The following is a 17,617-nucleotide window of genomic DNA, read 5'->3' on the forward strand; positions in this document are numbered from 1 at the left end:
GTCACGGTCATGCCACGGCCCCATCGCATGATCGGGCCGGGGCAGGACGTTGTCGAGACGCCTGACAGCGCTTTCTTCCTGTGAAACGAGGTACGGATGTGACGGCTTGCGCCGCCCCTGGTCAGGACGGGCGGCCGCCTCCGGTCAGGACTGGCGCAGGCGCCGCCACACGGCCTTCGCCGCGTTGTGCCCCGACATGCCGTGCACACCGGGGCCCGGCGGGGTGGCCGAGGAGCAGATGAAGACGGCCGGGTGCGGCGTGCTGTACGGGAACAGGGAAAGCTTGGGGCGCAGCAGGAGCTGGAGTCCGGAGGCGGCACCGCAGCCGATGTCGCCGCCCACGTAGTTGGCGTTGCGCGCGGCGAGTTCGCGCGGGCCGGCGGTGGCGCGGGCCAGTACGCGGTCGCGGAAGCCGGGCGCGAACCGCTCCAGCTGCCGCTCGATCGCGTCCGTGAGGTCACCCGTCCAGCCGTTCGGAACGTGTCCGTACGCCCAGAAGACCTGCTTGCCCTCGGGGGCCCGGGAGGGGTCGACGACGCTGGGCTGCACCGTGATCAGGAAGGGGGCGTCCGGCGCCCGGCCCTCGCGCGAGGCCGCGCGCAGGGCGGTGGCGATCTCGGCGCGGCTCGCGCCCACCTGCACCGTCCCGGCGGTGCGTGCCTCCTCGGCCGTCCAGGGAACGGGGCCGTCCAGGGCGTAGTCGACCTTGAAGACGGCCGCCCCGTAGCGATAGTCCTCGTAGTACCGCCCGAAGCCCGCGATGCGGGACAGCGCGGCGGGTGAGGTGTCGAAGACGTAGGCGCGGGCGGGCGGCAGGTCGTCGAGACGCTTCACCTCGTAGTCGGTGTGGACGGTGCCGCCGAGGTCCTTGAGGTACGCGGTGAGCGCGTCGGAGAGGGACTGGGAGCCGCCGCGCGCGACGGGCCAGCCGCGGGCGTGCGCGGCCAGCGCGAAGACCAGGCCGACGGCGCCGGTTGCGACGCCGTCGAGCGGGGCCATGACGTGTGCGACGAGACCGGCGAACAGCGCCTGGGCCCGCTCGTCGCGGAAGCGCCGCATGAGCCAGGTCGAGGGCGGCAGCCCGGCCAGACCGAAGCGGGCGAGCGTCACCGGGTCGCGGGGCAGGGCGGTCAGTGGCAGGGACATGAAGTCGTGGGCCAGCGTGTCCCACTTGGGGAGGAAGGGGGCGACCAGTCTGCGGTACGCACCGGCGTCTCGCGGGCCGAACGAGGCCGCCGTCTCGGCCACGGAGCGGGCGAGCACCGCCGCGGTGCCGTCGGGGAACGGGTGCGCCATCGGGAGCTTCGCGTGCAGCCACTCCAAGCCGTACCGCTCCAGGGGCATCGCTCGGAAGGCGGGTGAGTTGATGCCGAGGGGGTGGGCCGCGGAACAGGGGTCGTGCCGGAAGCCCGGGAGTGTCAGCTCTTCGGTGCGGGCGCCGCCGCCCACGGTGTCCCGTGCCTCGAACACGGCCACGGAGAAGCCGCGGCGGGCCAGCTCCACGGCAGCCGTCAGTCCGTTCGGCCCCGCACCCACCACGACCGCATCGAGCATCGACGGCACCTTCGGACTCCTTTGTCAGCCGACGGCCACTGGACATCAGGATATGCCGGGGGATTGACAGCCTTGATGGCGCGGGGGGTTGGGAGACGGGGAGTCGTCCGGCGAACGGGGGCTTTCACCAAGGCCCCGTTGCCCGACAGCACCGGCCATCCCCGATGCCGACCGGCCCCGGGTTCCCGGAGCCGCCCGGGGGGCGGGGCCTTCAGTAGACGGGGGGCCGGGGTCATCGGCGAGGTCCGGGACCGCCGGGGTCCGGGGACCCGTCGGGCCTTGGGCCGCCGGGGTCCGGGACCCGCCGAGGTCGGAAGGCCGCCGGGGTCCATGATCTGCCGGGGTCCAAGGGCCGCCCGGCTCCAGAACCCGCCGGGGTCGGAGGGCCGCCGGGGTCCGGAGTGCTTGGGTCTGGGATTCTTGGGCCCGGGGTCGTCCGGTCCGGCACCGTCGATTCCGGAGGCCGCCGCGTCGAGGGCGGTCGCGTCGGAGGCGGTCGCGTCGGAGGCGGTCGCGTTCGGGGCCGTGGGTCGCCCACCGGCCCCGGCCGTCGTCGGCCTCGGGCCGCTCGTGCGGCCCTCGGCGCCGTCAGGCCTCCGCCTCCGCCAGAACCGTCGGGCTCTCGTTGCCGTCGGCGGCGGCAAGCTCGTACTGCTGGGCCCCGGCCAAGCTCACGCGGGCGTCGGTGGGGTCAGAGGCCGGCGGTCAGCAACCCCCGTACCCGTCGGGCCGTGGCCTCGTCGCGGGCCGCCGTGAAGGGGAGGGTGTTGCCTCCCGTGATGCGGAAGGGTTCGCCGGTGAGGGTCAGGTGGGCGCCGCCCGCCTCCTCGACGAGGAGCAGGCCCGCCGCGTGGTCCCAGGCCGCCTCCCAGGAGAAGGCCGTCGCGTCCAACTCGCCACGGGCGACGGCCAGATATTCCAGTCCCGCCGAACCGCAGGGACGCGGCCGCACGCCCTCGGTGCGCAGTCCGAGGAGAGCGCGCTTCTGCTCGTCGGTGGTGTAGTCGGGGTGGGAGGTGGCTATCTCGAGGTCACGGCCGGGCGTGGGCGCCCCCGGGCGCAGGAGTTCGCCGTCGAGGCGGGCACCCCGGCCGCGCACGGCGACGGCGAGCTGGTCGCGGGCCGGGGCAAAGGTCCAGGACGCTTGGACGACCCCGCCCACGGCGAGCGCGACGAGCGTGCAGAAACCGGTGTCGCCGTGGACGAACTGGCGGGTGCCGTCGACCGGGTCCACGATCCAGACCGGGGCCCGTCCCTGGATCGCCTCGTACGTCGCCGGATTGGCGTGGACCGCCTCCTCGCCGACCACGACCGAGCCGGGCAGCAGCTTGGCGAGCGCCTCGGTGAGGTACTCCTCGGCCTTGCGGTCGGCGTCCGTGACCAGGTCGTGCGGGCCGCTCTTCTCGTCGATCTCGTCCGCGGTCAGCTGCCTGAAACGCGGCATGATCTCGGCGGCGGCCGCCTGCCGGACCGCTTCTTCGACGTCGGACGTGCGGTGCGCGAGAAACTCGTCGATGGTTTCGATGTCTTCGATCATGGCTCCATGACAACACGCGCCACTGACAATCCCCACCCCTCCGGTGTACTCCGGGTGGAATCGCCGTGAATTCCCGGAGCGTGCTGATCAGCGCCCCACCGCGTACCCCTGCATCCCCCGCGGATTCGCCGCCGCGGACAGCACACCCGTCTCCGGATCCCGGGCGACCGCGCACAGCCGGCCCTCGGACCAGGCCTCGGCGACCTGGACGTCATGGCCACGACGGCGCAGCTCCTCGACGACCGCCTCGTCCGTGCGGGACTCGACGGTGAGGCTGCCGGGGCGCATGCCGCGCGGGTAGAACGAGCCCGGGAAGCTGTCGTTGTGCCAGTTCGGGGCGTCGATCGCGCCCTGGAGGTCGAGCCCGCCGCGTACCTCGGCGCGCAGCGCCACGGCCAGGAAGAAGTGGGTCTGCCACTGATCCTGCTGGTCGCCGCCCGGGGTTCCGAACGCCATGACCGGGACTCCGTCGCGCAGCGCCAGCGAGGGTGTCAGCGTCGTACGGGGACGGCGGCCGGGTGTGAGGGAGTTGGGCAGCCCCTCGTCCAGCCAGGCCATCTGGAGCCGGGTGCCGAGCGGGAAGCCCAGCTCGGGGACGACCGGGTTGGACTGGAGCCAGCCGCCGCTGGGGGTGGCGGCGACCATGTTGCCCCAGCGGTCCACGACGTCGAGGTGGCAGGTGTCGCCCCGGGTGCCGCCGTCCCGGGCCACCTCGGGCTCCCCCGCGGCCCTGGCGACGGTGGGTTCGCCCGCGCCCGGCACCGCCGGCGCGTCGAAGCCCGGCTCCCCGGTGGCGACCTCGCGCGCGTGGCCGCTGATCGCCGGGATGCGCCCTCCGGGGCTACCGGGACGCAGCTCGCTGGAGGCCTTGTGGCCGATGAGGGCGCGCCGCTCGGCGTTGTACTCCTGCGACAACAACTCGTCGAGGGGCACCTCAGTAGCGTCCCCGTACCAGGCCTCCCGGTCGGCCATGGCGAGCTTGCAGCCCTCGACGAGCAGGTGGACGTACTCCGCGGAGCCGTACCGCGGCAGCCGGGGCGGGAGCAGGGCGAGCTGCTGGAGGAGGACAGGGCCCTGACTCCAGGGGCCCGCCTTGCACAGGGTCCAGCCGCGCCAGTCGTACGTCGCGGGCGCCTCGTAGCTCGCGGACCAGGAGGCCAGGTCGGTGGCTGCCAGGGTGCCGGTGTGGCGCTTTCCGCTGGTGTCCATGGTGGGCCGCCGGGCCTGCCGTACCAGGGCCTCGGCGATGAAGCCCGAGCGCCAGACGCGGCGCGCTGCCTCGATCTGCGCCACGCGGCCGGTCTCCCCGGAGACCTCGGCGAGCAGCCGGCGCCAGGTCGCGGCGAGGGCGGGATTGCGGAACAGTTCGCCGGGACGCGGCGCCTTCCCGCCGGGCAGATACACCTCGGCCGACGAGGTCCACTCCGTCTCGAAGAGTGCGCGCACCGACTCCACGGTCTCGCCGACCCGCTCCACGGGCGGGTGTCCGTCCTCCGCGTATCCGATGGCGTACTTCATGACGTCGGCGAGGGACCTCGTGCCGTGGTCGCGCAGGAGCAGCATCCACGCGTCGAAGGCGCCGGGCACGGCGGCCGCGAGCGGCCCGGTGCCGGGTACGAGATCCAAACCGAGTCCCCTGTAGTGGGCGATCGTCGCCCCGGCGGGCGCGACGCCCTGCCCGCACAGCACACGCACCTCGCCGCCCGCCGGGGCGAGGATGATCGGGACCTCGCCGGCGGGTCCGTTGAGGTGCGGCTCGACCACGTGCAGCACGAAGCCCGCGGCGACGGCGGCGTCGTACGCGTTGCCACCGTCCTCCAGGACGGCCATCGCCGACTGCGAGGCGAGCCAGTGCGTGGAGGACACCATGCCGAAGGTGCCCTGGAGGGTGGGGCGGGTCGTGAACATACGGCCTCTCACCTCGCTGTTTTCGCTCATCGGCCAGATCGACCGGCGCTCGGGATCGATCCTGGGGAGTTCGGGTCAGACCTCTCCTCGCGCCGCTCCCCCAGCAGGCTATCGATCGCCCCGCGGCCCTCCTTCCCCGCCTCCAGTACAAGGGATGCGTACGTGTGCCTCAGCACATGGAACCCGTCCTTCGGTGCCGCCTGACACTGCCAAGGTTTCGCCCCCTTGACGCGCGGGGGAATGAGGCCGGCCCTGGCGAGCACCGGTGGCACCGCTTGACACCATCTGGCGCCACCCGGTGCCATTCCGCGCCCCCAAAAGCACATGAGCACGCATGGCACCACAACGGCCCGGGATACCTTCTTCACGTTTCCGCAGGCAGGGCGGCATTCCTCAAGGCCTCCTCACGCAGGATGCCACTCGGACTTGCGCATGGCGCCACAGTGGTGCCACCATGGCGTCATGGACCTCACTCCGTATGTCGACAACCTCCGCCGCGAACTCGCGGTGGCCGCCGAGGCCGGCGGCGACGAAGCCCGCGAGCTGGCCGCGAGGCTCACCGCTCCCCTGGAGTCGGCGACCCGGCTGACCATGCTCAACGTGCTCTCCGCCGCGATGGACGAGATCACCCGTGAACTCGCCCCGGGCTCGGTCGACGTACGGCTGCGCGGACTGGACCCCGACTTCGTGGTGACGCTGCCGCCCGCCGACCGCGGCGCCCCCGCGGAGCCGACCGCGCCCCTCGAGCCGCTCAAGACCCCGGCCCCGGCCGACGGCGACGAGAGCGGCACCGCCCGCGTCAACCTGCGCCTGCCGGCCCCCCTCAAGGCCCGCGCCGAGGAGGCAGCGAGCCGCGAGGGCCTGTCGGTCAACGCGTGGCTGGTGCGCGCCGTGTCGGCCGCGGTCGACGGCGGCACGCGGCCGCGTACGACGGAGACGACCCGCACCAACGGACAGAGCTTCACGGGCTGGGTGCGCTAGCCGCGCCCACGGCCGCACCACTTCACTCACACCACGTCCCACCAGCGGGGACGTCCCAAGGACTCATGAGGACGGGACAGCCATGCCTTCTTTCGACACTCCCGAACCGATTTCGGTCACCGCCTACGTGTACGCCGGTTCCATCGGGTTCACCGCGGGCGACCGCCTCGACACCGTCGTCGAGGTGCGGCCACGCGACCCGAAGAAGGACCTGGACGTACGTACGGCCGACCAGACCGAGGTCACCTACGCGAGCGGCGTCCTGACGGTCACTACTCCCAAGGCCAACCTGCTCGGGCGCGGCGGCACCGTAGACGTGACGGTCGAACTGCCCGCGGGCTCGAACATCGACGTGACCGGCGCCGGGTCCCGTGTGCTCGGCGAGGGCCGGCTCGGCGAGGTCCGGGTGAAGACCTCGGCCGGCGACGTCCGCCTCGACACCACCGGCCCACTGCAACTGAAGGCGTCGCACGGCTCGGTCAGCGTGGAACGGGTCGAAGGCATGGCCGAGATCACCAGCAGCACCGGCAACGTGCGCGTCGGCCTGGTCGATGGCCCCGCCGTCCTGAAGAACTCGCACGGCACCACGGCTGTAGGCATCGTCACCGGCGAGCTGCGGGTGAGCGGCGCCAACGGCGCCATCGACATCGCGCGCGCCGAGGCCTCGGTCACCGCCACCACCACCAACGGCGGCCTTCGCGTCGCCGAAGTCGCCCGCGGCACCGTCCAGCTGGAGACCGCCAACGGTCCCATCGAGGTCGGCATTCGCGAGGGCACGGCCGCCTGGCTCGACGTCAGCTCCAACCGCGGGCAGGTACACAACGCGCTCCCCGCGTCCGAGGCCCCGGCGGAGACCGAGGACACCGTCAAGATCCGCGCCCGGACCAATTGGGGCAACATCGACATCCTCCGCGCCAAAGCCTGAGCACCGCCCCGCGAACTTGCCCGCTCCCCAGTCACTTCAGCCTCCGAACGGGAGGACTCCATGCCTTCATCTGTCATGCCCACATCCAGGCGGAGTGACGGTCAGCCGTCGCCGGCCGCCGTCTCCACCGTCGGCCTGCGCAAGTCGTACGGCGACAAGACCGTCCTCGACGGCATCGATCTGCGCGTCCCGGCCGGGTCCGTGTTCGCGCTGCTCGGGCCCAACGGCGCCGGCAAGACCACCGCCGTGAAGATCCTGTCCACGCTCATCACCGCCGACGGCGGCCAGGCCCAGGTAGCGGGCCACGACGTCGCCACGTCACCGGACGGGGTCCGTGCCGCGATCGGCGTCACCGGGCAGTTCTCCGCCGTCGACGGCCTGATCACCGGCGAGGAGAACATGCTCCTCATGGCGGACCTGCACCACCTGTCCAAGCCCGAGGGGCGCCGGGTCACCGCCGAGCTCCTGGAGCGGTTCGACCTCGTCGACGCCGCCAAGAAGCCCGCCCAGAGCTACTCCGGCGGCATGAAGCGCCGCCTCGACCTCGCCATGACCCTCGTCGGCGACCCGCGGATCATCTTCCTCGACGAGCCGACCACCGGCCTCGACCCGCGCAGCCGCCACAACATGTGGGGAATCGTCCGCGAGCTGGTCTCCGGAGGCGTCACCGTCTTCCTCACCACCCAGTACCTGGACGAGGCCGACGAGCTCGCCGACCGCATCGCCGTGCTCAACGACGGCAGGATCGCCGCCGAGGGCAGCGCCGAGGAGCTGAAGCGGCTCGTCCCGGGCGGACACGTCCGGCTCCGCTTCACCGATCCTGCGGCATACCAGTCCGCCGCCTCCGCCCTGCGCGAGGTCACCCGCGACGACGAGGCACTGGCGCTGCGGATCCCCAGCGACGGCAGCCAGCGCGAACTGCGCTCCCTCCTCGACTGGCTGGACTCGGCCGGCATCGAGGCGGACGAGCTGACCGTGCACACCCCCGACCTCGACGACGTGTTCTTCGCCCTGACCGGCGCCACCAACGTGCCCAGCCGGCCCAACCAGTCCAAGGAGACTGTCCGATGAGCGCCCTCTCCCTCGCCGTCCGCGACTCGTCCACGATGCTGCGCCGCAATCTGCTGCACGCGAGGCGCTACCCGTCCCTGACGCTGAATTTGCTGCTCACACCGGTCGTGCTGCTGCTTCTCTTCGTCTACATCTTCGGCGACGTGATGAGTGCGGGCATCGGGGACGGCGGGGCGGACCGCTCCGCGTACATCGCGTATCTCGTCCCGGGCATCCTGATGATGACCATCGGCGGCACCACGATCGGCAGCGCGGTGTCCGTCTCCATGGACATGAACGAGGGCATCATCGCCCGCTTCCGCACGATGGCGATCCACCGCGGGTCCGTGCTCATCGGGCACGTCGTCGGCAGCGTGCTGCAGTGCATCGCCGGCGTGGTCCTCGTCGGCGCCGTCGCCGTGGCCATCGGCTTCCGGTCCACGGACGCAACCGCCCTGGAGTGGCTGGCGGCGTTCGGGCTGCTCACGCTGTTCTCCCTGGCGCTCACCTGGATCGCGGTCGGCATGGGCTTGATCAGCCCGAACGCCGAGGCGGCCAGCAACAACGCGCTGCCGCTGATCTTCCTGCCGCTCATCTCCAGCACCTTCGTCCCGGTCGACGCGATGCCGGGCTGGTTCCAGCCGATCGCCGAGTACCAGCCGTTCACCCCGGCCATCGAGACCCTGCGCGGACTGCTGCTCGGCACCGAGATCGGCAACAACGGGTGGATCGCGATCGCCTGGTGCGTCGGCCTGACCGTGCTCGGCTACCGCTGGTCGACGGCGTCGTTCAACCGCGACCCGAAGTAGGCGAGATGAGCGCGCGGGCTGCTTCCCACCGCGGAGCCTCGTCGCGCATCGGCTTGTTGCACGCGTACTCACGCAGGGCCCGGCGCACGGGGCGTGTCCGCTGGTAGCGGCGACCGCCGCCTCGTCGGTCAGGTGCTCAGCGACGTAGTCACGGAAGTCGTCCAGCAGTTCTTACGGGGCAGGTCGACGAGCAACCCGAGCACCAACCGCCCAGCCGGGCACCGTGGTTCGACCCGATCGGGTGGCCGTCGCCGAAGTGGTGAGGCGGGGTGGCCGACAGCCGGCAGCGCCGATAGCGTAACCGCGTGGACCAGGATGAACGGCTACTGCACGCCTCGTCGTTCGGCGCAGCGGCGGTCGCATACGCCGAGCACCGTCCGGACTACGCGCAGGCCGCGGTGCGCTGGGCGCTCGAGCCCGCTCCCGGCTCGCGCGTGCTCGACCTCGGCGCCGGAACCGGCAAGCTGACCGCCACGCTGGTCGCGCTGGGTGCCGAAGTCCTTGCAGTCGAGCCCGACCCGGCGATGCTGACCGAACTGCGCCGCTCGCTGCCGGCTGTCCGTGCCCTGTCGGGTAGTGCCGAGGCGATACCGCTGCCGGACGCGTCCGTCGATGCCGTGCTGGCCGGCAACGCCATGCATTGGTTCGACATGGCCGTCGCTGGAACCGAGATCGCCAGGGTCCTGGCACCAAGCGGCATCCTGGCCGGTCTGTGGAACGTCATGGACGACCGGGTCGAGTGGGTTGCCGGGCTCGCGCGGGTCAGCGGGAGCGCGGCCATCGGCCCGCGTGACACGCCCACCGGCTGGCGCGCCGAGACGGCAGACATGCACCTTCCAAAGACCGACGTGGCCGCCCGGTTCGGCTCGCCGGAGCAGGCCGAGTTCCCGCACGGGCAGCGCCGCACCGCCGACTCCCTCGTCGCGACCATCGCGACACGCGCGGGGGTGCTGGTGATGCCGGAACAGGAACAAGAGGCCACGCTGGGCCGGATCCGCGCATTCCTCGCGAGTGGACCGGAGACCGCCCGCGGCGAGTTCACCCTCCCGATGCTGACCGGCGTGCTGCGCGTCCGGCGGCTGTGAAGCATCACACGGAAACCTTCGGTGACGCCCCTTGGACCGCCGCCCGTGTGGATACTTTGCGGAGGCCGGGGCAACCGCGACTGCCCGGTCGGCGGCAACTGCGTCCCACGACGTAACCGACTCGATCCCGTACGCGCCCGTACGCGCTGTGAACCACTGCGTCGGGTGCCTTGTCGTGCCGTGGCACCTCGGTGGCCTGCCTGACGATCCCGCGCCGACACGCCTTCGGCCGCTCCCGTCCTGCCCGTCAGCGGCCGAGGGCGGCCCCGGTGCTGCCCCAGTGCTGCCCCAGTGCTGCCCCGGTGCGGTTCTGCCCGCAGTCTCGGACGCACCGCTGACCAGGCATCCTCCTGCCCATCAGCGTCGCGTTATGGGTCGGGGGCTTCCCGTCAAGCATCCGTCAGTGAGGGGCCCCGCACCCGCTCGGGCGGGCATAGCTTCATCGAAGCGCCCGGCCGATCCGACCGCGCGGCGCACGTCGCCTTCTTCGAGGAGCCGCACCATGTCTCCAGTCGAGCATTCCGAGGACCCCGAGCCTTCTGAACGCTTCCCGGCCGGACTTCTCTTCGTCCCCGTCCGGTCGGGGCCCGCGGGCTGTACGGCCCGGTTCTTCCGCACCCCCCTCGGCGGCCGTACGGCCGTCGGCTTCACCTCAGCGGCGAAACTCACCGCCACACTGGGCCCGGACCAGGCCTCCATCAGGCTCTCCGAACCCGCGCTGCGCGCTCTCGCCGCGCCTCTGGGAGTCACCGCCCTCACCGTCGACCCGCAGTTCTCCGCCCCCTCGGCCGACCGCACCGCGGCCACGGCCCGTGAGCGCGAGAACTCCTGGCGCCGCTGGCATCCCCAGCACGTCGGCGCCCTGCGGGTGACCGGCGCCGCCGCCGTCGTCGCGTGCCTGAACCTGCTGATCGGCTGAGGAGGCGTCATGTCCATTCAGGAACTGTCCGCTCAGGAACTCCACCCGGCACCCGGGACCGACAGCCCCGGCGAAGCAGCCCACGCCGACGCGCGAGACGCCGAAGGCCTCTCCGTCTGGCCCCGCTCCGCCCGCCCCGAACCCCACGGGGACGTCTCCGTCGGCGGTGTCTCCCTCGCCGAGGCCGCCGACCGCTTCGGCACCCCGGTCTACGTCCTCGACGAGCACGAGGTCCGCGAGCGCTGCCGCACGTATCGCACCGCGTTCCCCGACGCCGACATCGTCTACGCCGCCAAGGCGTTCCTGTGCCGGGCCATGGCCCACTGGGTCCAGGAAGAGGGCCTGGGCCTGGACGTCTGCTCCGCCGGGGAACTCGCGCTCGCCGTCACCACCGGCTTCCCGCCGGAGAAGATCGTGATGCACGGCAACGCCAAGAGCCCCGAGGACCTCCGCACAGCCCTCCGGCTCGGTGTCGGACGCATCGTCGTGGACAGCACCTCCGAAATCGCCCGGCTCGCCGCGATCACACCCGCCGGGACCCGCCAGCCGGTGATGGTGCGCGTGGTGCCCGGCATCGCGGCCGGCGGACACGCCAAGGTACGCACCGGCACCGACGACCAGAAGTTCGGTCTGTCGCTCACGGACGGCTCCGCGCAGCACGCCGTCACCCGGATACTCGACCAGCCGCATCTCGAACTCGTCGGCCTGCACTGCCACATCGGCTCACAGGTTGCCGCCGTGAAACCGTACGTCGCGGCGGTGCGGCGCATGGTCGGACTGCTGGCCCGCATCCGCGACCAGCACGGCATCGCCCTCCCCCAGCTGAACATCGGCGGCGGCCACGCCATCGCCTACCGCCCCGGCGAGGAGCACCTGAACATCTCCGTCCTGGCCGGGCGGGTCCGCGCCGAGCTGGAGGACGGCTGCGCCCGCGCCGGACTGCCCGTGCCCCGGCTCACCCTCGAACCCGGCCGGGCCATCGTCGGCCCCGCCGGCGTCGCCGTCTACCGGGTGCTGGCCGTCAAACGCACCGGCGCGCACACCTTCGTCGCGGTCGACGGCGGTATGAGCGACAACCCCAGGCCCGCGCTGTACGGAGTGCGGTACGCGCCCCGGCTCATCGGCCGCCCCTCCTCCGCACCGCCCCGCCTCGTCACCGTCGTGGGCCGCCACTGCGAAGCAGGTGACATCCTCGCGGACGAAGTGGCGCTCCCGGGCGACGTACACCCCGGCGACCTCCTCGCCGTCCCGGCGGCCGGCGCGTACCACCTGTCCATGGCGTCCGGGTACAACCTCGTCGGCCGCCCGCCGGTGGTCGCGGTGTCGGACGGCATCGCGCGTGTGCTCGTACGGCGTGAGTCGCTGGACGACATGAGCCGCCGGGACGTCGGGCTGTAACACCGAGTCCCTTCCCTGGACCTCCGCCGAGCTCCACCTCGGCGGAGGACTGCCCGTTGTACACCACGGGCAGTCCGAAAGATCACTGAATGCCCCCTATCTGCATACCTCTATGTGTGAGGACGAGGTCTCGATGACCGTCGAAAACACCGTCGGCCTGATCGTGGCCGTCTCACTGCTCGCCTACCTCGTGGTAGCCCTGATCAAGCCGGAGAAGTTCTGATGTCCGCTCCCGCCGAGACCCGGCCCGCGCCCGTACCGGACTCCCCTCCGCCCGGCCCCGGGCAGCCGCGCCGGGTCGGCGCCGGAATGCTCGATCCGACGCAGCTGTGGCGCGCGCTCCCCCAGGCGCTGCGCAAGTTGAATCCGGTGACCCTGTTCCGCAACCCGGTCATGTTCGTGACCGAGGTCGGCGCCGCCCTCACCACCGGCATCGCGGTCTTCCACCCCAGCCTCTTCGCGTGGCTGATCACCGGCTGGTTGTGGCTGACGGTGGTCTTCGCCAACCTCGCCGAGGCCGTGGCCGAGAGCCGCGGCAAGGCACAGGCCGACTCGCTGCGCAGGACCCGGCAGCAGACCACCGCCTGGCGCCTCGCGGGCTGGGAGCCCGGGGCAACTCAGGACGCCTACCTCGAAGAGGCCGTCGCAGCGTCCGAGTTGAGGCGCGGCGACATCGTGTCCGTACCGGCCGGGGAGCTGATCCCCGGCGACGGCGACGTCATCCAGGGCGCCGCGAGCGTCGACGAGTCGGCGATCACCGGTGAGTCCGCGCCGGTCATCCGCGAGTCGGGCGGCGACCGCAGCGCGGTCACCGGCGGCACCCGGGTGCTCTCCGACCACCTCGTCGTACGGATCACCCAGGAGCCCGGGGAGAGCTTCCTGGACCGGATGATCTCCCTGGTCGAGGGTGCCAACCGGCAGAAGACCCCCAACGAGCTGGCGCTGAACCTGCTGCTGGTCATGCTGACCTTCGTGTTCCTGGTCGCGGTCGTGACCCTGCAGCCGATGGCGATCTTCTCCAAGGACGCGATGGCCGCCGCGCACGACACCGCGGCGCTGACCGCGAACGGTGTCACCGCCATCGTCCTCGTCTCGCTGCTGGTCTGTCTGATCCCCACCACGATCGGCGCGCTGCTCTCGGCGATCGGCATCGCGGGCATGGACCGGCTGGTGCAGCGCAACGTCCTGGCCATGTCCGGCAGGGCGGTCGAGGCGGCCGGCGACGTCAACACCTTGCTGCTCGACAAGACCGGCACGATCACCTTCGGCAACCGGCGGGCGAGCGCGTTCCTCCCGGTCGGGGCGGTCCCCATGGAGCGACTGGCGCAGGCCGCGCTCCTTTCCAGCTTGGCCGACGAGACGCCGGAGGGTCGTTCCATCGTCGAATTCGCCTACGAGAAGCACGAGTTGACCGAGCGGGTCACGAACGGCGCCGAGTGGGTGCCGTTCACCGCCGCCACCCGCATGTCGGGAGTCGACCTTCCCAGCGGGCAACGGCTGCGCAAGGGCGCGGCGGCATCGGTGGCGGCGTGGGTGCGCGAGCAGGGCGGCGAGGTTCCGCACGCACTGGAGGCGACCGTCCAACAGGTCTCCGCGTCAGGCGGTACGCCGCTGGCCGTGGCGCAGTCCACGAGCGACGGCCGGGCCGAGGTACTCGGTGTCGTCCACCTCAAGGACGTCGTCAAGCCCGGCCTGCGCGAACGCTTCGACGAGCTGCGCCGGATGGGCATCCGTACGGTGATGATCACCGGCGACAACCCGATGACCGCCAAGGCGATCGCCGAGGAGGCGGGAGTCGACGACTTCCTGGCCGAGGCCACGCCCGAGGACAAGCTGGAGCTGATCAAGCGGGAGCAGGCCGGCGGTCACCTCATCGCGATGACGGGCGACGGCACGAACGACGCACCGGCGCTCGCGCAGGCGGACGTGGGCGTGGCGATGAACACGGGCACGTCGGCCGCCAAGGAGGCCGGCAACATGGTCGACCTCGACTCCGACCCCACGAAGATCATCGAGATCGTCGAGATCGGCAAGCAACTCCTCATCACCCGGGGCGCGCTCACGACCTTCTCGATCGCCAACGACATCGCCAAGTACTTCGCGATCCTGCCCGCGATGTTCGCCGCGGTGTACCCGGGCCTCGACCGGCTCAACATCATGGCTCTGCACTCGCCGCTGTCCGCGATCCTCTCCGCGGTCGTCTTCAACGCGGTGGTCATCGTGGCGCTGATCCCGCTCGCCCTGCGCGGTGTCCGCTATCGGCCGAGCAGCGCCTCCGCCCTGCTCACCCGCAACCTGTGGATCTACGGACTCGGCGGCGTGGTCGCCCCGTTCCTGGCCATCAAGTTCATCGACTTCGCCCTCGTCCAGTTCATCCCGGGGATCTGACCATGACACGCATCCCGCACTGGCTCGCCCAGCACATCGCAGCACTCCGGGTGGTCCTCGTCCTGACTCTCCTGACCGGCCTGGCCTATCCGCTGGCCATGGTGGCCGCGGCCCAAGTCCCCGGACTCGACGGCAAGTCGGAGGTCACCGGCGCCGACGGCAAACCGGCCGGATCCTCACTCATCGGCCAGTCCTTCACCGACGCCAAGGGCAACCCCGTCAAGAAGTACTTCCAGTCCCGGCCCTCCAACGCCGGTACCGGATACGACGCCACGGCGTCCGGAGCCGGCAACCAGGGCCCCGAGTCCGTCGTCGACACGAAGGACAAGCCGAGCCTGCTCACCCTGGTGTGCGGGCGCAGCAAGGCGGTCGGCGACCTCGAAGGCGTCGACGGTTCGCGCCCGTACTGCACGGACGACGGTGTCGGCGCGGTTCTCGGCGTCTTCCACGAGGGTGGCACGAGCGGTCGTGTCACCAAGGTGGTCAGCCTCGACCAGGCCTGCCCCGCGCTGCCGTTCCTCGCCACGTACAAGGGGGTTCGTGTCTCGTGCGCGAAGCCCGGCGCGGACTACAGCCACGCCGTGACCGTCCCCGTGCGCGGCGACGCCCCGGCGAACCCGGTCGTTCCCGCCGACGCGGTCACCGCGAGCGGCAGCGGCCTCGACCCGCACATCAGCCCGGCGTACGCGAAGCTCCAGGCGCCGCGCGTCGCACGCGAGCGGGGCGCGACCGTGGCCGACGTACGGGGGCTGATCGCGAAGTACACCACCGGGCGTGCGCTCGGTGTGCTCGGCGAGCCGGGCGTCAATGTCGTCGAGCTGAACATCGCGCTCGACCGCAAGTACCCGACGACCGCGGCATCCGCGTCGTCTCCGAAGCAGGGAGCCTGATCATGGCGGCCTGGATCCAGGCATCGATCATTCTCGCCGTGGTCGTGGGGCTGCACGTCCCGCTCGGCGACTACATGGCCCGCGCCCTCGACGGCGGGAAGCACTGGAGGGGAGAGAAGACCCTCTATCGCGTCTGCGGAATCGACCCGGACAAGGAACAGACCTGGCGGCACTACCTCACCGCCCTGCTCGCCTTCTCCGTCATGAGCGTCGCGGCGCTCTTCGCCCTCTTCACCCTTCAGGGCAAGCTGCCCTGGTCGACGGGTCACGAGGGCATGCCGTGGCGGCTCGCGCTGCACACCGCCGTCTCGTTCACGACCAACACCAGCTGGCAGAACTACGCCGGTGAGTCCACCACCGGCCATCTCGCCGTCATGGCGGGCCTGGGCGTCCAGGCGTTCGCGTCGGCGGCGGTCGGCATCTGCGTCGCCCTCGCCCTGGTCCGGGGCCTGGTCCGACGGTCCACGGACGACCTCGGCAACTTCTGGGTCGACCTGCTGCGCACGATCTTCCGCATCCTGCTGCCGATGGCGGTCGTCGGCGGCCTGATCCTGATGGCGGGCGGTGTCATCCAGAGCCTCGGCGGCGGACACACCGTCACCACGGTCGCGGGTGCCAGGCAGACGATCCTCGACGGGCCGGTGGGCTCCTGGGAACCGATCAAGCTGTTCACCGGTGACGGCGGTGGCGTCTTCAACGCCAACAGCGCCCACCCCTTCGAGAACCCGAGCGCCTGGACGAACGCCTTCGAGATCGTGTTGATGCTGCTCATCCCGACGGCCTGCGTGCGCATGTTCGGCCGGATGATCGGCAGCCTGAAGCAGAGCTGGACCCTGCTCACGGTCGTCGGCATCCTCTTCGGCCTGCTCCTCGCCGCGGGCACGCTCGCGCAGAGCGCCCACACCGGCACGGTCACCCAGGCGGTCGGCGGATCGTACGAGGGCACCGAGACCCGCTTCGGCATCCCCGGCTCGACGCTCTTCGGCGTGGGGGCCACGGGCTCCGCGGACGGCGCGGCCAACTCCTCGTACGACAGCTTCTCCAGCCTCGGCGGCGGTGTGCTGCTGTCCGCGATGATGCTCGGCGAGATCGCCCCCGGCGGCACCGGCAGCGGGCTCTACGGCCTGATCATGGTGGTCCTGGTGGCCGTCTTCCTCGGCGGTCTGATGGTCGGCCGCACGCCCGAATACCTGCGCAAGCGGATCGGGTACGGCGAGATGCGGTGGGTGGTCGTGTACGCGCTGATCCCGCCGACCGTGATCCTCGCGTGCACGGGTGTCGCGCTCGCCTTCGACGACGGCCAGACCTCGATGGGGAACCCTGGAGCACACGGCCTGACCGAACTCATCTACGCGTACACCAGCAACACCAACAGCAACGGCAGCGCGATGGCCGGCTTCAACGGCGCCACCGACTTCCACAACCTGCTGATGGTGTTCGCGATGCTGGCAGGGCGGTATCTCCCGATGGTCGCCGTGCTGGCCCTGGCCGGACGCCTCGCCAAGCAGCAGCCGGGCGTCGTCACGGTCGGCACGCTGCGCGCCCAGGGCGTCAACTTCGTCGTCCTGGCCACCGCCGCGGCCGTCGTCCTGGCACTGCTCAACTTCCTTCCGGCGCTGTCGCTCGGCACGATCGCCGACGGCCTGCTGTAGCGGCCCGAGCACCGGCTGAGCCTGCGATCCCTCACAGGCTCAGCCGGTACGGCACGACACACACGACCACGTCGGCCTGCTGGCCGAGGCGGGAGTGCTGGAGGTCGCCGACGAACAGCGGGTGCACGGTGCCGTCGAGCGCCGCTACCGGCTGCGTCGAACGCGGGCGAAGATCGATCCGGAAACGGCCGCGTCGATGTCCCTGGAAGAGCACCGCCACGCGTTCGCGGGGGCCATGGCCGCCCTGCTCGCCGAATTCAACGCCTACCTCGACCGGGGTCACGCCGACCCGACCGCCGACTCGGTGGGCTACATCCAGGTCCCGCTCTGGCTCAGCCAGGACGAACTCGCCGAACTCATCAGCGAGGTGCGCGGCGCCATCGTGTCCAGAATGGACAACAAACCCGCACCGGACCGGGGCCTTCACCTGCTGAGCCCGATCCTGTTCCCGTTCGAGGAACGACCACAGCAGGACTGACAGCGTGCCGACCACCCGCCGGCCACGTCCCATTCGCCCCTAT

At 71.4% G+C, this 17,617-nt stretch carries 15 protein-coding genes; 12 read left to right on the plus strand and 3 right to left on the minus strand.

Annotated elements, in window-relative coordinates; translation table 11 throughout:
- Positions 1–144: 144 nt before the first annotated feature.
- The 3 genes from SMIR_RS03920 to SMIR_RS03930 all read right to left on the minus strand — a co-directional run bounded on the left by SMIR_RS03920 (position 145) and on the right by SMIR_RS03930 (position 4,999).
- Positions 145–1,554, minus strand: a complete 1,410-nt coding sequence (locus SMIR_RS03920) for a phytoene desaturase family protein (protein ID WP_168497335.1) — start codon at positions 1,552–1,554, stop codon at positions 145–147.
- Positions 1,555–2,245: 691 nt separating this feature from the next.
- Positions 2,246–3,091, minus strand: coding sequence for an inositol monophosphatase family protein (locus SMIR_RS03925; RefSeq protein ID WP_168497334.1), 846 nt, complete (start codon positions 3,089–3,091; stop codon positions 2,246–2,248).
- Positions 3,092–3,178: 87 nt separating this feature from the next.
- On the minus strand, positions 3,179–4,999 hold the full coding sequence (locus SMIR_RS03930; RefSeq protein ID WP_168497332.1) for a gamma-glutamyltransferase family protein: 1,821 nt from the start codon (positions 4,997–4,999) through the stop codon (positions 3,179–3,181).
- A 462-nt stretch (positions 5,000–5,461) separates the two neighbouring features.
- Between SMIR_RS03930 and SMIR_RS03935 the strand changes: the two genes are divergently transcribed.
- From SMIR_RS03935 to SMIR_RS03990, 12 genes are all read left to right on the plus strand, one after another.
- Entirely contained in the window at positions 5,462–5,980 is a 519-nt protein-coding gene (locus tag SMIR_RS03935; protein ID WP_212726514.1) for a toxin-antitoxin system HicB family antitoxin, read from the plus strand.
- Between the two features lie 82 nt (positions 5,981–6,062).
- Entirely contained in the window at positions 6,063–6,905 is an 843-nt protein-coding gene (locus SMIR_RS03940) for a DUF4097 family beta strand repeat-containing protein (protein WP_212726515.1), read from the plus strand.
- Between the two features lie 75 nt (positions 6,906–6,980).
- Positions 6,981–7,976 (plus strand): efflux ABC transporter ATPase subunit, DrrA-related, encoded by a 996-nt coding sequence (locus tag SMIR_RS03945; RefSeq protein ID WP_168497326.1) that lies wholly within the window; start codon positions 6,981–6,983, stop codon positions 7,974–7,976.
- On the plus strand, positions 7,973–8,764 hold the full coding sequence (locus tag SMIR_RS03950; protein WP_212726516.1) for an ABC transporter permease: 792 nt from the start codon (positions 7,973–7,975) through the stop codon (positions 8,762–8,764). The genes SMIR_RS03945 and SMIR_RS03950 overlap by 4 nt, the downstream gene beginning before the upstream one ends.
- A 305-nt stretch (positions 8,765–9,069) precedes the next feature.
- Positions 9,070–9,849 carry a class I SAM-dependent methyltransferase gene (locus tag SMIR_RS03955; RefSeq protein WP_212726517.1) on the plus strand — a complete coding sequence of 260 codons (780 nt, stop codon included), beginning with the start codon at positions 9,070–9,072 and terminating at the stop codon, positions 9,847–9,849.
- 502 nt (positions 9,850–10,351) lie between these two features.
- Complete coding sequence (locus SMIR_RS03960; protein ID WP_212726518.1) at positions 10,352–10,768, plus strand: SAV_915 family protein; 417 nt, start codon at positions 10,352–10,354, stop codon at positions 10,766–10,768.
- 9 nt (positions 10,769–10,777) lie between these two features.
- Entirely contained in the window at positions 10,778–12,166 is a 1,389-nt protein-coding gene (gene lysA / locus SMIR_RS03965; RefSeq protein WP_249938336.1) for a diaminopimelate decarboxylase, read from the plus strand.
- A gap of 133 nt (positions 12,167–12,299) precedes the next feature.
- Positions 12,300–12,389: a K(+)-transporting ATPase subunit F gene (kdpF, locus tag SMIR_RS03970; protein WP_101403875.1), complete on the plus strand. Its 90-nt coding sequence runs from the start codon at positions 12,300–12,302 to the stop codon at positions 12,387–12,389.
- Positions 12,389–14,554 carry a potassium-transporting ATPase subunit KdpB gene (kdpB, locus tag SMIR_RS03975; protein ID WP_212726519.1) on the plus strand — a complete coding sequence of 722 codons (2,166 nt, stop codon included), beginning with the start codon at positions 12,389–12,391 and terminating at the stop codon, positions 14,552–14,554. Before kdpF ends, kdpB begins: the two co-directional genes overlap by 1 nt.
- A 2-nt stretch (positions 14,555–14,556) precedes the next feature.
- Positions 14,557–15,444 (plus strand): potassium-transporting ATPase subunit C, encoded by an 888-nt coding sequence (locus SMIR_RS03980; protein WP_212726520.1) that lies wholly within the window; start codon positions 14,557–14,559, stop codon positions 15,442–15,444.
- A 2-nt stretch (positions 15,445–15,446) separates the two neighbouring features.
- Complete coding sequence (gene kdpA, locus SMIR_RS03985; RefSeq protein WP_212726521.1) at positions 15,447–17,096, plus strand: potassium-transporting ATPase subunit KdpA; 1,650 nt, start codon at positions 15,447–15,449, stop codon at positions 17,094–17,096.
- 94 nt (positions 17,097–17,190) lie between these two features.
- Entirely contained in the window at positions 17,191–17,574 is a 384-nt protein-coding gene (locus SMIR_RS03990) for a helix-turn-helix domain-containing protein (RefSeq protein WP_212726522.1), read from the plus strand.
- The last annotated feature ends 43 nt before the right edge of the window (positions 17,575–17,617 follow it).

The sequence above is a fragment of the Streptomyces mirabilis genome, assembly GCF_018310535.1.
GTDB lineage: Bacteria > Actinomycetota > Actinomycetes > Streptomycetales > Streptomycetaceae > Streptomyces.

Excerpts from the sequence above, each read along its gene's own strand:
- SMIR_RS03920 (WP_168497335.1), bottom strand. The coding sequence starts at position 1,554 with ATGCTCGATGCGGTCGTGGTGGGTGCGGGGCCGAACGGACTGACGGCT.
- SMIR_RS03925 (WP_168497334.1), bottom strand. The coding sequence starts at position 3,091 with ATGATCGAAGACATCGAAACCATCGACGAGTTTCTCGCGCACCGCACG.
- SMIR_RS03930 (WP_168497332.1), bottom strand. The coding sequence starts at position 4,999 with ATGTTCACGACCCGCCCCACCCTCCAGGGCACCTTCGGCATGGTGTCC.
- SMIR_RS03935 (WP_212726514.1), top strand. The coding sequence starts at position 5,462 with ATGGACCTCACTCCGTATGTCGACAACCTCCGCCGCGAACTCGCGGTG.
- SMIR_RS03940 (WP_212726515.1), top strand. The coding sequence starts at position 6,063 with ATGCCTTCTTTCGACACTCCCGAACCGATTTCGGTCACCGCCTACGTG.
- SMIR_RS03945 (WP_168497326.1), top strand. The coding sequence starts at position 6,981 with ATGCCCACATCCAGGCGGAGTGACGGTCAGCCGTCGCCGGCCGCCGTC.
- SMIR_RS03950 (WP_212726516.1), top strand. The coding sequence starts at position 7,973 with ATGAGCGCCCTCTCCCTCGCCGTCCGCGACTCGTCCACGATGCTGCGC.
- SMIR_RS03960 (WP_212726518.1), top strand. The coding sequence starts at position 10,352 with ATGTCTCCAGTCGAGCATTCCGAGGACCCCGAGCCTTCTGAACGCTTC.
- lysA (WP_249938336.1), top strand. The coding sequence starts at position 10,778 with ATGTCCATTCAGGAACTGTCCGCTCAGGAACTCCACCCGGCACCCGGG.
- kdpF (WP_101403875.1), top strand. The coding sequence starts at position 12,300 with ATGACCGTCGAAAACACCGTCGGCCTGATCGTGGCCGTCTCACTGCTC.
- kdpB (WP_212726519.1), top strand. The coding sequence starts at position 12,389 with ATGTCCGCTCCCGCCGAGACCCGGCCCGCGCCCGTACCGGACTCCCCT.
- SMIR_RS03980 (WP_212726520.1), top strand. The coding sequence starts at position 14,557 with ATGACACGCATCCCGCACTGGCTCGCCCAGCACATCGCAGCACTCCGG.
- kdpA (WP_212726521.1), top strand. The coding sequence starts at position 15,447 with ATGGCGGCCTGGATCCAGGCATCGATCATTCTCGCCGTGGTCGTGGGG.